Origin of the sequence: Bacillus sp. PS237 (genome assembly GCF_037963345.1) — a bacterium.
Lineage (GTDB): Bacteria > Bacillota > Bacilli > Bacillales > Bacillaceae > Bacillus > Bacillus subtilis.
Genome location: NZ_CP150156.1, coordinates 2,378,322 through 2,392,514, shown reverse-complemented (window position 1 = coordinate 2,392,514; position 14,193 = coordinate 2,378,322). Strand labels below are relative to the sequence as shown.

Genomic DNA, 14,193 nt, shown 5'->3' with positions numbered 1-14,193 from the left:
TAAAAGGCGGAGTCGAAACAAGAAAGGTGGTAACAGATGAAGCTGAAAGATTTAATCGGCAAAGCGTCGATACACAAAAATAAGACCATTGCGGTTGCTCATGCTGAGGATGAGGAAGTGATCCGGGCTGTAAAGCTGGCAGCCGAGCACCTATCCGCCCGTTTCTTGTTAACGGGCGACAGCAAAAAACTGAACGAGCTGACATCATCCATGCAAGGGCATCAAGTGGAAATCGTCCATGCCAATACTCCTGAGGAATCGGCGAAATTAGCGGTTCGTGCTGTGCATCATAAAACAGCGGACGTTTTAATGAAAGGCAATGTGCCGACTTCTGTTTTGCTTAAAGCGGTATTGAACAGACAGGAGGGGCTTCGGTCAGCAAGTGTCCTTTCTCACGTGGCTGTCTTCGATATACCGGATTTTGACCGGCTGATGTTTGTGACAGATTCGGCAATGAATATTGCTCCTTCGCTGGAAGAGCTCCGGCAGATTTTGCAAAATGCCGTTCATGTGGCCCATGCAGTGGGGAACAATATGCCAAAAGCAGCTGCCCTTGCAGCGGTCGAAACGGTGAACCCTAAAATGGAAGCGACCGTGAATGCAGCTGCTCTAGCTCAAATGTACAAAAGGGGCCAGATCAAAGGCTGCATTGTTGATGGACCGCTTGCTTTGGATAACGCAGTTTCACAAATTGCCGCGGCCCAGAAAAAAATTTCGGGAGACGTAGCGGGCAACGCAGATATCCTTCTCGTCCCAACAATTGAGGCCGGCAATATTTTATATAAATCACTGATTTATTTTGCCAAGGCCAGCGTGGCGGCTGTCATTACAGGAGCAAAAGCACCGATTGCTTTAACAAGCAGAGCGGACTCTGCTGAAAATAAACTGTATTCCATTGCGCTGGCAATATGCGCATCTGAAGAATACACACATTAGGAGGAACGAACATGGAACTTTTTAAATATATGGAGAAATACGATTACGAACAATTGGTATTCTGCCAGGATGAACAATCTGGATTAAAAGCGATTATCGCCATTCATGATACAACGCTTGGTCCGGCGCTTGGCGGAACGAGAATGTGGACATATGAAAATGAAGAAGCGGCAATTGAAGATGCGCTCAGATTGGCAAGAGGCATGACCTATAAGAACGCGGCGGCAGGCTTAAACCTTGGCGGCGGAAAAACAGTCATTATCGGCGATCCGCGCAAAGACAAAAATGAGGAAATGTTCCGCGCGTTTGGCCGCTATATTCAAGGACTGAATGGCAGATACATCACGGCTGAAGATGTGGGCACAACGGTCGAGGATATGGATATCATTCATGATGAGACAGACTATGTCACAGGGATTTCTCCTGCTTTCGGCTCTTCTGGAAATCCGTCCCCAGTCACAGCGTACGGGGTGTACAGAGGAATGAAGGCAGCAGCTAAAGCTGCTTTCGGAACCGACTCTCTTGAAGGAAAAACCATTGCTGTACAGGGTGTTGGGAACGTAGCCTATAACCTTTGCCGCCACCTGCATGAAGAAGGAGCAAACTTAATCGTTACGGATATCAACAAACAATCTGTACAGCGTGCAGTTGAAGATTTTGGCGCCCGTGCGGTAGATCCTGATGACATTTATTCACAAGACTGCGATATTTATGCGCCGTGTGCCCTTGGTGCGACTATTAACGACGACACCATTAAACAGCTGAAGGCGAAAGTGATCGCAGGTGCGGCTAACAACCAATTAAAAGAGACACGCCATGGTGATCAAATTCACGAAATGGGCATCGTTTATGCACCGGATTACGTGATTAACGCGGGCGGTGTCATCAACGTGGCAGATGAGCTTTACGGCTATAATGCAGAACGTGCATTGAAAAAAGTTGAAGGCATTTACGGCAATATCGAGCGTGTACTTGAGATTTCTCAGCGTGACGGCATTCCTGCATATTTAGCGGCTGACCGCTTAGCAGAGGAACGGATTGAACGCATGCGCCGCTCAAGAAGCCAGTTTTTGCAAAACGGCCACAGTGTATTAAGCAGACGTTAAGAAATTGATCTGGAGGTTATGAAAGTGCTACATGACGAAAAACGCATTCTCACAATTAATCCAGGCTCAACTTCAACGAAAATCGGTGTTTTTCATAACGAAAGAAGCATTTTTGAAAAAACATTGAGACACAACATAGAAGAGCTGCAGCGATTTGACCGAATTATTGATCAGTATGAATTTCGTAAAAACCATATTCTCGAAACGCTTCATGAACAGGGAATCAATATTTCAAAGTTTGATGCAGTCTGCGCAAGAGGCGGCCTTCTCCGGCCAATTGAAGGCGGGACCTACGTAGTGAATGATGAGATGATTGAGGATTTGAAAAGCGGCTACGCCGGTCAGCATGCTTCTAATCTCGGCGGCATTATCGCGCGGGAAATCGCTGACGGCCTGAATATCCCTTCGTATATCGTCGACCCTGTTGTCGTAGACGAAATGTCAGTGCTTGCGAAAGTTTCAGGCATGCCTGAAATTGAAAGGAAAAGCATTTTCCATGCGTTAAACCAAAAAGCTGTCGCTCGTAAAGCGGCAGCCTCCCTTGGCAAACGATATGAGAACATGAAAATGATTATTACCCATATGGGCGGAGGTATTACAATTGGCGTCCATGACCGCGGGCGAGTGGTGGATGTCAATAACGGCCTGCACGGCGAGGGACCATTCAGTCCTGAACGAGCAGGAACAGTGCCTGCGGGAGATCTTGTTGATCTATGTTTTTCAGGGGAATATACAAAAGAAGAAATCATGAAAAAGCTTGTTGGCACCGGCGGACTTTTAGGCTATCTCGGTACAAATGATGCAGTAAAAGTGGAACAGATGATTCAAGGGGGCGATGAAAAAGCCCGCTTCATTTATGATGCCATGGCATATCAGGTAGCAAAGGAAATCGGGGCAGCCAGCGCGGCGTTAAAAGGCGAAGTTGAAGCGATTGTGCTGACGGGAGGCCTTGCGTACGGAAAAAGCTTTGTTTCTGCTATCAGATCATACATAGATTGGATTTCAGACGTTTTAGTTTATCCGGGTGAAAATGAACTGCAGTCTCTTGCCCAAGGGGCGCTAAGAGTATTGCAGGGCGAAGAGCAATCCAAACAATATCGTATTGAATAGACAGACAGGAGTGAGTCACCATGGCAACTGAGTATGACGTAGTCATTCTGGGCGGCGGTACCGGCGGTTATGTTGCGGCCATCAGAGCCGCTCAGCTCGGCTTAAAAACAGCCGTTGTGGAAAAGGAAAAACTCGGGGGAACATGTCTGCATAAAGGCTGTATCCCGAGTAAAGCGCTGCTTAGAAGCGCAGAGGTATACCGGACAGCTCGTGAAGCCGATCAATTCGGAGTGGAAACGGCTGGCGTGTCCCTCAACTTTGAAAAAGTGCAGCAGCGTAAGCAAGCCGTTGTTGATAAGCTTGCAGCGGGTGTAAATCATTTAATGAAAAAAGGAAAAATTGACGTGTACACCGGATATGGACGTATCCTTGGACCGTCAATCTTCTCTCCGCTGCCGGGAACAATTTCTGTTGAGCGGGGAAATGGCGAAGAAAATGACATGCTGATCCCGAAACAAGTGATCATTGCAACAGGATCAAGACCGAGAATGCTTCCGGGTCTTGAAGTGGACGGTAAGTCTGTACTGACTTCAGATGAGGCGCTCCAAATGGAGGAGCTGCCACAGTCAATCATCATTGTCGGCGGAGGGGTTATCGGTATCGAATGGGCGTCTATGCTTCATGATTTTGGCGTTAAGGTAACGGTTATTGAATACGCGGATCGCATATTGCCGACTGAAGATCTAGAGATTTCAAAAGAAATGGAAAGTCTTCTTAAGAAAAAAGGCATCCAGTTCATAACAGGGGCAAAAGTGCTGCCTGACACAATGACAAAAACATCAGACGATATCAGCATACAAGCGGAAAAAGACGGAGAAACCGTTACCTATTCTGCTGAGAAAATGCTTGTTTCCATCGGCAGACAGGCAAATATCGAAGGCATCGGCCTAGAGAACACCGATATTGTTACTGAAAATGGCATGATTTCAGTCAATGAAAGCTGCCAAACGAAGGAATCTCATATTTATGCAATCGGAGACGTAATCGGTGGCCTGCAGTTAGCTCACGTTGCTTCACATGAGGGAATTATTGCTGTTGAGCATTTTGCAGGTCTCAATCCGCATCCGCTTGATCCGACGCTTGTGCCGAAGTGCATTTACTCAAGCCCTGAAGCTGCCAGTGTCGGCTTAACCGAAGACGAAGCAAAGGCGAACGGGCATAATGTCAAAATCGGCAAGTTCCCATTTATGGCGATTGGAAAAGCGCTTGTATACGGTGAAAGCGACGGTTTTGTCAAAATCGTGGCTGACCGAGATACAGATGATATTCTCGGCGTTCATATGATTGGCCCGCATGTCACCGACATGATTTCTGAAGCGGGTCTTGCCAAAGTGCTGGACGCAACACCGTGGGAGGTCGGGCAAACGATTCACCCGCATCCAACGCTTTCTGAAGCAATTGGAGAAGCTGCGCTTGCCGCAGATGGCAAAGCCATTCATTTTTAAAAGCATAAAGGAGGGGCTTGAATGAGTACAAACCGACATCAAGCACTAGGGCTGACTGATCAGGAAGCCGTTGATATGTATAGAACCATGCTGTTAGCAAGAAAAATCGATGAAAGAATGTGGCTGTTAAACCGTTCTGGCAAAATTCCATTTGTAATCTCTTGTCAAGGACAGGAAGCAGCACAGGTAGGAGCGGCTTTCGCACTTGACCGTGAAATGGATTATGTATTGCCGTACTACAGAGACATGGGTGTCGTGCTCGCGTTTGGCATGACAGCAAAGGACTTAATGATGTCCGGGTTTGCAAAAGCAGCAGATCCGAACTCAGGAGGCCGCCAGATGCCGGGACATTTCGGACAAAAGAAAAACCGCATTGTGACGGGATCATCTCCGGTTACAACGCAAGTGCCGCACGCAGTCGGTATTGCGCTTGCGGGACGTATGGAGAAAAAGGATATCGCAGCCTTTGTTACATTCGGGGAAGGGTCTTCAAACCAAGGCGATTTCCATGAAGGGGCAAACTTTGCCGCTGTCCATAAGCTGCCGGTTATTTTCATGTGTGAAAACAACAAATACGCAATCTCAGTGCCTTACGATAAGCAAGTCGCATGTGAGAACATTTCCGACCGTGCCATAGGCTATGGGATGCCTGGCGTAACTGTGAATGGAAATGATCCGCTGGAAGTTTATCAAGCGGTTAAAGAAGCACGCGAAAGGGCACGCAGAGGAGAAGGCCCGACATTAATTGAAACGATTTCTTACCGCCTTACACCACATTCCAGTGATGACGATGACAGCAGCTACAGAGGCCGTGAAGAAGTAGAGGAAGCGAAAAAAAGTGATCCCCTGCTTACTTATCAAGCTTACTTAAAGGAAACAGGCCTGCTGTCCGATGAGATAGAACAAACCATGCTGGATGAAATTATGGCAATCGTAAATGAAGCGACGGATGAAGCGGAGAACGCCCCATATGCAGCTCCTGAGTCAGCGCTTGATTATGTTTATGCGAAGTAGGGAGGAAGAACAAATGTCAGTAATGTCATATATTGATGCAATCAATTTGGCGATGAAAGAAGAAATGGAACGAGATTCTCGCGTTTTCGTCCTTGGGGAAGATGTAGGAAGAAAAGGCGGTGTGTTTAAAGCGACAGCGGGACTCTATGAACAATTTGGGGAAGAGCGCGTTATGGATACGCCGCTTGCTGAATCTGCAATCGCAGGAGTCGGTATCGGAGCGGCAATGTACGGAATGAGACCGATTGCTGAAATGCAGTTTGCTGATTTCATTATGCCGGCAGTCAACCAAATTATTTCTGAAGCGGCTAAAATCCGCTACCGCAGCAACAATGACTGGAGCTGTCCGATTGTCGTCAGAGCGCCATACGGCGGAGGCGTGCACGGAGCCCTGTATCATTCTCAATCAGTCGAAGCAATTTTCGCCAACCAGCCCGGACTGAAAATTGTCATGCCATCAACACCATATGACGCGAAAGGGCTCTTAAAAGCCGCAGTTCGTGACGAAGACCCCGTGCTGTTTTTTGAGCACAAGCGGGCATACCGTCTGATAAAGGGCGAGGTTCCGGCTGATGATTATGTCCTGCCAATCGGCAAGGCGGACGTAAAAAGGGAAGGCGACGACATCACAGTGATCACATACGGCCTGTGTGTCCACTTCGCCTTACAAGCTGCAGAACGTCTCGAAAAAGATGGCATTTCAGCGCATGTGGTGGATTTAAGAACAGTTTACCCGCTTGATAAAGAAGCCATCATCGAAGCTGCGTCCAAAACTGGAAAGGTTCTTTTGGTCACAGAAGATACAAAAGAAGGCAGCATCATGAGCGAAGTAGCCGCAATTATATCCGAGCATTGTCTGTTCGACTTAGACGCGCCGATCAAACGGCTTGCAGGTCCTGATATTCCGGCTATGCCTTATGCGCCGACAATGGAAAAATACTTTATGGTCAACCCTGATAAAGTGGAAGCGGCGATGAGAGAATTAGCGGAGTTTTAAAGACGTAAGGGAGGATACAATCATGGCAATTGAACAAATGACGATGCCGCAGCTTGGAGAAAGCGTAACAGAGGGGACGATCAGCAAATGGCTTGTCGCCCCCGGTGATAAAGTGAACAAATACGATCCGATCGCGGAAGTCATGACAGATAAGGTAAATGCAGAGGTTCCGTCTTCTTTTACTGGTACGATAACAGAGCTTGTGGGAGAAGAAGGCCAAACCCTGCAAGTCGGAGAAATGATTTGCAAAATTGAAACAGAAGGCGCGAATCCGGCTGAACAAAAACAAGAACAGCCAGCAGCATCAGAAGCCGCTGAGAACCCTGTTGCAAAAAGTGCTGGAGCAGCCGATCAGCCCAATAAAAAGCGCTACTCGCCAGCTGTTCTCCGTTTGGCCGGAGAGCACGGCATTGACCTCGATCAAGTGACAGGAACTGGTGCCGGCGGGCGCATCACACGAAAAGATATTCAGCGCTTAATTGAAACAGGCGGCGTGCAAGAACAGAATCCTGAGGAGCTGAAAACAGCAGCTCCTGCACCGAAGTCTGCATCAAAACCTGAGCCAAAAGAAGAGACGTCATATCCTGCGTCTGCAGCCGGTGATAAAGAAATCCCTGTCACAGGTGTAAGAAAAGCAATTGCTTCCAATATGAAGCGAAGCAAAACAGAAATTCCGCATGCTTGGACGATGATGGAAGTCGACGTCACAAATATGGTTGCATATCGCAACAGTATAAAAGATTCTTTTAAGAAGACAGAAGGCTTTAATTTAACGTTCTTCGCCTTTTTTGTAAAAGCGGTCGCTCAGGCGTTAAAAGAATTCCCGCAAATGAATAGCATGTGGGCGGGGGACAAAATTATTCAGAAAAAGGATATCAATATTTCAATTGCAGTTGCCACAGAGGATTCTTTATTTGTTCCGGTGATTAAAAACGCTGATGAAAAAACAATTAAAGGCATTGCGAAAGACATTACCGGCCTAGCTAAAAAAGTAAGAGACGGAAAACTCACTGCAGATGACATGCAGGGAGGCACGTTTACCGTCAACAACACAGGTTCGTTCGGGTCTGTTCAGTCGATGGGCATTATCAACTACCCTCAGGCTGCGATTCTTCAAGTAGAATCCATCGTCAAACGCCCGGTTGTCATGGACAATGGCATGATTGCTGTCAGAGACATGGTTAATCTGTGCCTGTCATTAGATCACAGAGTGCTTGACGGTCTCGTGTGCGGACGATTCCTCGGACGAGTGAAACAAATTTTAGAATCGATTGACGAGAAGACATCTGTTTACTAAATAAGCAAAAAGAGCATTTTTTGAAGTTTTGTTTCAAAAAATGCTCTTTTTCTATGCTTTATTATTCAGCGATCCGTATTTTCATTTCGACTCGATATTCTTCTTGTTTTTTCGGGGAGTAATGAATCGGTATGATTAACTCGTATACATCACTGACAACTGTTAATTGGCGGTCCGCGATATATTTGATAAGCTTCTGTAAGTTGAGAAAATAATGTTCAGGCGAAAAATTATACGCGATACACGCATACCTCCCTTTAGGGATCGTTGTGATTTCCATATCCGGCGTAATTGATGAAATCTGTTTATTCGTCAATACAGGTGTGAAAATATGACGGTAAGTCATTTCATCAATGCTGGTGTAGGGCTGAAAAGAGAAAGTAGCGCCGTAGCTATTGTTCGTAAATCCATCTGCTGACTCGATAAATTTTTTTAATTTGCTGTAGGAGGCGTTGAGCACGTTTTCAGGCCCGATTCCTTCTGCCTCTGTCTGAATGATCCGTATTTCTTCTTCATCTAAAACAAACACCTCACCGAGCGCGGGATATTCCATCTGCCGTTTCATCCGCTTTTTCACCAATGAAATGGTTTGCTCCAGGGCTGATAAAAAGTCTAATTTCTCCCTGATTTGCCTCTCCTGCTCTGTATAAAAAGCAAACAGTTCTTCCATCTCTAAGTCCTGTGCTTTTTTCATCTCTTCTAAAGGTGTGCCGATATATTTCAATGATTTGATCAAATCCAGATGAATGAGCTGAGAATCTGTATAATAGCGGTAGCTGGTATCCGGGTCGACGTAGGCTGGTTTAAATAAATCAATTTTATCGTAATAACGGAGCGCTTTTATCGACACGTTTGCCAGTTTTGATACTTCCCCAATTGAGTAATACGATTCCTTCATGCCATCACTCCTTCTATCATCAGTATAAAGAAGAAGCGCATTCTTTGCAGTACACAAAGAATGCGCTTCTTATCACGTGCTGGCTTTAAGATGTGCAGGCGCTTTCCAAGCAATGGTCAGTGCAATCCCTATGGCTAAGGTGACCGTTGCAAAGTAGAAAGGATAGTTTACATCTATATCGAACAGCATTCCGCCGATAATAGGCCCGAATACATTGCCGATACTTGTAAACATTGAATTCATACCGCCGGCAAACCCCTGTTCATTTCCCGCAATCTTTGACAGGTAAGTCGTTACCGCAGGCCGCATGAGATCAAATCCGACAAATACGGTGACTGTCACCAGCAGAATCGCAACATATGAATGTACCGTTGTCAGCAAGAATACCAGACTCGTCGAGAGAATTAAGCTGTACCGAATTAAATGAATTTCGCCAAACCATCTTGTGAAGCGGTCGAATAAGACGACTTGCGTAATGGCGCCAACAATCGCTCCTCCTGTAATCATAATGGCAATGTCGCTGGCCGTAAATCCGAATTTATGATCCACGAATAATGCAAATAAAGATTCAAATGATGCTAAACCAAAAGACGAAATTAAGATAATGAGAAAAGCTATGAAATACATGGGGGCAAAAATTCGTTTAAAGCCTGTCTTCTGTCCTTTTATTTCCTGATTTTCAGGGTTTCGTTCCGGCTCGCGCAGCGTGAGGATTGATAAAATGGCTGCTAACAGTGCAAAAGCTGCCGCAAAGAAAAAAGGCAGCCGGGAATGGACTTCTGCTAAAAATCCCCCGATGCCGGGGCCGATAATAAATCCTGTTGAAATAGCGGCTGACATATAACCGAGCGCTTTTGGCCGTGTTTTAATGGTCGTGATATCTGCAATAAAAGCCGTGACCCCGGGCATAATGAAGGCTGCGCTGATACCGCCCAGCATACGGGAGATAAATAACATCTCAACTGTTTTTCCAATGCCGAACAAAAACTCCGACACACTAAAGAACAACAGGCCGATTACGATCATGATCTTGCGCCCGAAGCGATCAACCCATCGTCCGGCTATTGGTGAGACAATGAGCTGTGTAATAGCGAAGCAGGCAACCATATAGCCGACCGCGGTCCCCGATAAATGCAATTCATTCATAATGGTCGGCGTTACTGGAATCACAAGCCCGATCCCCAAAAAAGCAATAAATAAATTGGTTAATAATATAGTTAAGGTAATATTTTTCTTCTCCATATGACTTCCCCTTTTTCAAGTGTGTATCCCTTATACTGTAAGACCTCCTCCTAGGGGAGAGTCAACGGATTTGCAAAATCTTTCTAAAGCCTTATGACAGTTATTCATTTGCGGGAACAAGCATGTCGATATGCTGTGGCAGGACCTGAATGACTGCGGGTGTATGTGTATAAACTTCTCCATCCATATCCGCCTTTTTGGCAGTGTCTGTTTCAATCTCGATACGGGAAGCCTGGACATAGGACAACTCTCCAGTAAAACGATCAATTGAGCCTTGTTCCATGCTCATCAGCTCCCGCAGCGCGGTGAGGTTGGTATTGCGGCATATGAGAACATCAAGTAAGCCGTCTTCAATACTGGCATCGGGCAGAGGAATTCGATTCGTTCCAATGTATTGGCCATTCATCACAAGCAGCATAACGGCTTCTTCTTTAATTTCTTCTCCATCAATTTTTAATGTCATCGGAAACGATGCAGCAGATGAGACGGTTCGCAAGGCACTTGTAAAATAGCTGATTTTTCCCAATAATGCTTTTTCCGTTTCGTTGATTTGATTCGACGTTTCTGCAATTAAGCCGATCCCCCAGAAATTCAAAAAATAACGGTCATTCATCTGACATACGTCTACGCTGGTTTTTTTTCCCGCCATAAGTGCTTCCGCGGCCTTTGCAAGATTTTGAGGGATGCCAAGCACTCTTGAAAAGTCGTTGCACGTGCCGCCGGGCAAAATTCCGACAGCGGGTTTTCTTTCTAGAGCGCTGATAGCATTTATGCATTGATGGATCGTGCCGTCGCCGCCGAGAATGAAGACGGTGTCGACAGAATCATCAATGGATCGGCAAAAATGATACGCATCATCCTTTTTCTTTGTCTGTTTAATAATCACCTCATCTAAATGGTGAGATAAAACCGGCACCACAGCACCAAGTGCTTTTTCTATATTTTTGTTGCCGGCATTTCCGTTATGAATCAGTAACGCTTTCCGGTGGCTCATATACAACTGCTCCTTTATTTTACTTCTGGTTATATAATCCCCTTTTTCTGTAAGCAGTAAACGAAGAGCAAAAAAAGTGCACGGCGAAGCAAAGTCATTTGCCGATATGGACGTTTCCTTGCTATCATAAGAACAGATGATGAAAAAGGAGAGGTCTTCATTGAACATGGACTTTAATTTATTTATGAATGATATTGTCCGCCAAGCGAGACAAGAAATAACAGCTGCCGGATACACCGAGCTTAAAACAGCCGAAGAGGTGGATGAGGCACTTACGAAAAAAGGAACGACGCTCGTCATGGTAAACTCTGTTTGCGGATGCGCCGGAGGAATTGCAAGACCGGCAGCCTACCATTCCGTTCACTATGATAAAAGACCTGATCAGCTCGTCACCGTTTTTGCCGGACAGGATAAAGAAGCGACAGCGCGTGCGCGTGACTATTTTGAAGGTTATCCACCATCTTCTCCGTCCTTTGCGATTTTGAAAGACGGAAAGATCATGAAAATGGTAGAGCGTCATGAAATTGAAGGCCATGAGCCGATGGCTGTAGTGGCAAAGCTGCAGGAAGCCTTTGAAGAATATTGTGAAGAAGTATAAGACGAACAACCCGGATGCTCAAAGCAGCCCGGGTTTTTTTGTGCATAAATTTCCAAGGATATATGAATAAATATTAAGGGATTATTCAATCGGATTGTACAGCGATTTAATTTTTATCTAGTAATATCAGAAGAGATCACTGGAAAGATAAGCCTAAAGATAATTTTTAAAAATAGTATTGCATAAAAATGAGAAACTGTTTAAAATACAAATTAACGAATAAATATTCAAATACACCAAAAGTAATGAATACGGGGGAAATGGATCATGAAAAAATGGCTCTTATTACTTGTGGCTGCTTGCATCACCTTTGCATTAACTGCGTGCGGCTCAAGCAATTCAGGTTCAGAAAGCGGAAAGAAAAAATTAATTATGGGTACTTCGGCGGATTACAAACCGTTTGAATATAAAGAAGGAGATAATATTGTCGGCTTTGATGTAGAGCTGGCAAAAGCTCTGGCAAAGAAGGCAGGCTATGAAATTGAAGTGCAGGATATGGACTTCAACAGCTTAATTACAGCGCTTAAATCAAAACAGGTGGATCTCGTTCTGTCAGGAATGACACCAACGCCTGAGCGTAAAAAACAAGTTGATTTTTCCGATGTGTATTACACAGCGAACCATATGATTGTCAGCAAAAAAGACAGCGGCATTCAATCTTTGAAAGACCTGAAAGGAAAAACAGTTGGCGTTCAGCTTGGCTCTATTCAGGAAGAGAAGGGGAAAGAGCTTTCTCCGGAATATGGTTTTAAAACAGAAGACCGCAACAGAATTTCTGATTTGGTGCAGGAAATCAAATCTGACCGCTTCGATGCCGCGATTATTGAAGACATTGTTGCAGAAGGGTATTTCAAATCAAATGATGACCTGCAAGGCTTTGTGATTCCTGATGCGAAAGCGGAAGAAGCCGGTTCAGCAATTGCTTTCAGAAAGGACAGTGAACTGACAGACAAATTCAATAAAGCGCTCAAGGAAATGGAAGATAACGGAGAGCTTGAGAAATTGAAGAAAAAATGGTTCACTGGCGAGAAGTAAAAAAAAGCGGCTCAACTTTTTCGTTGAGCCTTTTTATTGAATAGGAAACTTTTTTCCTGTAAGAAAAGGAGACAAAGGCTATGAATTTGGATTTTTCAGCAACGATCCCCCAAATTCCTTTTATATTAGAAGGCTTGGCAATTACATTAAAAATTGTTGTTGTATCTGCTATTATCGGACTTATACTCGGTATTGTGCTAAGCTTATGCAAGATCAGCACATTCCGCCCGTTTATCTGGATCGCTGATTTTTATACATCAGTGTTCCGAGGCACGCCTTTAGTGCTGCAGCTTATGATTGTCTATTTTGGCCTTCCTCAGCTGCTCGGATTTCAAATTGACCAGTTTTGGGCTGCGGTTGTCGCATTGTCTTTGAATTCCGCCGCTTATGTATCGGAAATTATCAGAGCCGGAATCAATGCCATTGATAAAGGGCAAAAAGAAGCTGCTGTTGCACTCGGTGTCCCGTATGGAAAAATGATGAAGGATCTGCTGCTGCCGCAGGCCTTCAAAAATATATCACCTGCAATTGTGAATGAATTAATTACGTTAACAAAAGAATCGGCGATCGTCACCGTCATCGGGCTTGGTGATGTCATGAGACGCGCATATCAAGCTGGCGCCGCCACTTACAATTACCTTGAGCCGCTCATTATCGCGGGATTGATTTATTATGTGCTTGTCCTGATTTTAACGTTTATCGGCAAGGCTGTAGAAAGGAAGCTGAAATCCAATGATTAAGGTTGAAAAGCTGTCAAAATCATTTGGGAAACACGAAGTATTAAAAAACATTTCAACAACAATCGCTGAGGGTGAGGTTGTTGCCGTGATCGGTCCTTCAGGCTCAGGCAAATCAACGTTCTTACGCTGTTTAAACCTGTTGGAAAAGCCTAACGGCGGAACCATTACAATAAAAGACACAGAGATTACGAAGCCGAAAACCAACACATTAAAGGTCCGGGAAAACATCGGGATGGTTTTTCAGCATTTTCATCTCTTTCCGCACAAAACGGTTCTCGAAAACATCATGTACGCGCCTGTCAATGTAAAAAAAGAATCAAAACAGGCTGCACAGGAGAAAGCTGAGGACCTGCTCCGCAAAGTCGGTTTGTTTGAAAAGCGAAATGACTATCCAAACCGTTTGTCTGGCGGACAAAAACAGCGTGTCGCGATTGCCAGGGCTCTTGCGATGAATCCGGACATCATGCTGTTTGACGAGCCGACCTCCGCCCTTGATCCAGAGATGGTCAAAGAAGTGCTACAGGTGATGAAAGAGCTGGTCGAAACCGGCATGACCATGGTGATTGTCACACATGAAATGGGCTTCGCAAAAGAAGTGGCAGACCGTGTGCTGTTTATGGACCAAGGAATGATTGTCGAAGACGGCAATCCGAAGGAATTTTTTATGTCGCCAAAATCCAAAAGAGCGCAGGACTTTTTAGAGAAAATATTATAGAATATAAAAAAGAAGAAGGCTGGCCGCCTCTTCTTTTTTATTGAAGAAACAAATAGAAATGGAGTC

Annotated in this window: 14 protein-coding genes; 11 read left to right on the top strand and 3 right to left on the bottom strand. The window is 45.1% G+C overall.

Annotation, left to right across the window (positions count from 1 at the left end; all coding sequences use genetic code 11):
- The first annotated feature begins 36 nt into the window (after positions 1-36).
- From yqiS to bfmBB, 7 genes are read left to right on the top strand one after another with little or no spacing between them, the layout of a single operon-like run.
- Complete coding sequence (yqiS, locus tag NST22_RS12220) at positions 37-936, top strand: phosphate butyryltransferase (RefSeq protein WP_004398694.1); 900 nt, start codon at positions 37-39, stop codon at positions 934-936.
- Positions 937-947: 11 nt separating this feature from the next.
- On the top strand, positions 948-2,042 hold the full coding sequence (bcd, locus tag NST22_RS12215; protein WP_003230309.1) for a branched-chain amino acid dehydrogenase: 1,095 nt from the start codon (positions 948-950) through the stop codon (positions 2,040-2,042).
- An 18-nt stretch (positions 2,043-2,060) separates the two neighbouring features.
- On the top strand, positions 2,061-3,152 hold the full coding sequence (buk, locus tag NST22_RS12210) for a butyrate kinase (RefSeq protein ID WP_003230311.1): 1,092 nt from the start codon (positions 2,061-2,063) through the stop codon (positions 3,150-3,152).
- A gap of 20 nt (positions 3,153-3,172) precedes the next feature.
- A complete protein-coding gene (gene lpdA / locus NST22_RS12205; protein ID WP_003230317.1) occupies positions 3,173-4,597 on the top strand; it encodes a dihydrolipoyl dehydrogenase in 1,425 nt (474 codons plus the stop codon).
- Between the two features lie 21 nt (positions 4,598-4,618).
- Complete coding sequence (bfmBAA, locus tag NST22_RS12200) at positions 4,619-5,611, top strand: 3-methyl-2-oxobutanoate dehydrogenase subunit alpha (RefSeq protein ID WP_004398565.1); 993 nt, start codon at positions 4,619-4,621, stop codon at positions 5,609-5,611.
- A gap of 13 nt (positions 5,612-5,624) precedes the next feature.
- On the top strand, positions 5,625-6,608 hold the full coding sequence (bfmBAB, locus tag NST22_RS12195; protein WP_004398638.1) for a 3-methyl-2-oxobutanoate dehydrogenase subunit beta: 984 nt from the start codon (positions 5,625-5,627) through the stop codon (positions 6,606-6,608).
- A 22-nt stretch (positions 6,609-6,630) separates the two neighbouring features.
- A complete protein-coding gene (bfmBB, locus tag NST22_RS12190; protein ID WP_003230323.1) occupies positions 6,631-7,905 on the top strand; it encodes a branched-chain alpha-keto dehydrogenase complex dihydrolipoyllysine-residue (2-methylpropanoyl)transferase in 1,275 nt (424 codons plus the stop codon).
- Positions 7,906-7,966: 61 nt separating this feature from the next.
- On the opposite strand, the gene bmrR is transcribed toward bfmBB, so the two are convergent.
- The 3 genes from bmrR to NST22_RS12175 all read right to left on the bottom strand — a co-directional run bounded on the left by bmrR (position 7,967) and on the right by NST22_RS12175 (position 11,039).
- A complete protein-coding gene (gene bmrR / locus NST22_RS12185) occupies positions 7,967-8,803 on the bottom strand; it encodes a multidrug efflux transcriptional regulator BmrR (RefSeq protein WP_003230325.1) in 837 nt (278 codons plus the stop codon).
- A gap of 72 nt (positions 8,804-8,875) precedes the next feature.
- Positions 8,876-10,045, bottom strand: a complete 1,170-nt coding sequence (gene bmr, locus NST22_RS12180; protein ID WP_003230328.1) for a multidrug efflux MFS transporter Bmr — start codon at positions 10,043-10,045, stop codon at positions 8,876-8,878.
- Between the two features lie 100 nt (positions 10,046-10,145).
- On the bottom strand, positions 10,146-11,039 hold the full coding sequence (locus NST22_RS12175; protein ID WP_003230330.1) for a diacylglycerol kinase family lipid kinase: 894 nt from the start codon (positions 11,037-11,039) through the stop codon (positions 10,146-10,148).
- 160 nt (positions 11,040-11,199) lie between these two features.
- Here NST22_RS12175 and brxB point away from each other — a divergent pair, with 160 nt between their 5' ends.
- From brxB to artR, 4 genes are all read left to right on the top strand, one after another.
- The gene (brxB, locus tag NST22_RS12170; protein WP_003226477.1) at positions 11,200-11,637 is read left to right on the top strand and encodes a bacilliredoxin BrxB; all 438 of its coding nucleotides are present in this window, start codon (positions 11,200-11,202) and stop codon (positions 11,635-11,637) included.
- 267 nt (positions 11,638-11,904) lie between these two features.
- A complete protein-coding gene (gene artP, locus NST22_RS12165; RefSeq protein WP_004398706.1) occupies positions 11,905-12,672 on the top strand; it encodes an arginine ABC transporter substrate-binding protein ArtP in 768 nt (255 codons plus the stop codon).
- 80 nt (positions 12,673-12,752) lie between these two features.
- Entirely contained in the window at positions 12,753-13,412 is a 660-nt protein-coding gene (artQ, locus tag NST22_RS12160; protein WP_003230340.1) for an arginine ABC transporter permease ArtQ, read from the top strand.
- Positions 13,405-14,127 (top strand): arginine ABC transporter ATP-binding protein ArtR, encoded by a 723-nt coding sequence (gene artR, locus NST22_RS12155; protein WP_004398740.1) that lies wholly within the window; start codon positions 13,405-13,407, stop codon positions 14,125-14,127. Before artQ ends, artR begins: the two co-directional genes overlap by 8 nt.
- The last annotated feature ends 66 nt before the right edge of the window (positions 14,128-14,193 follow it).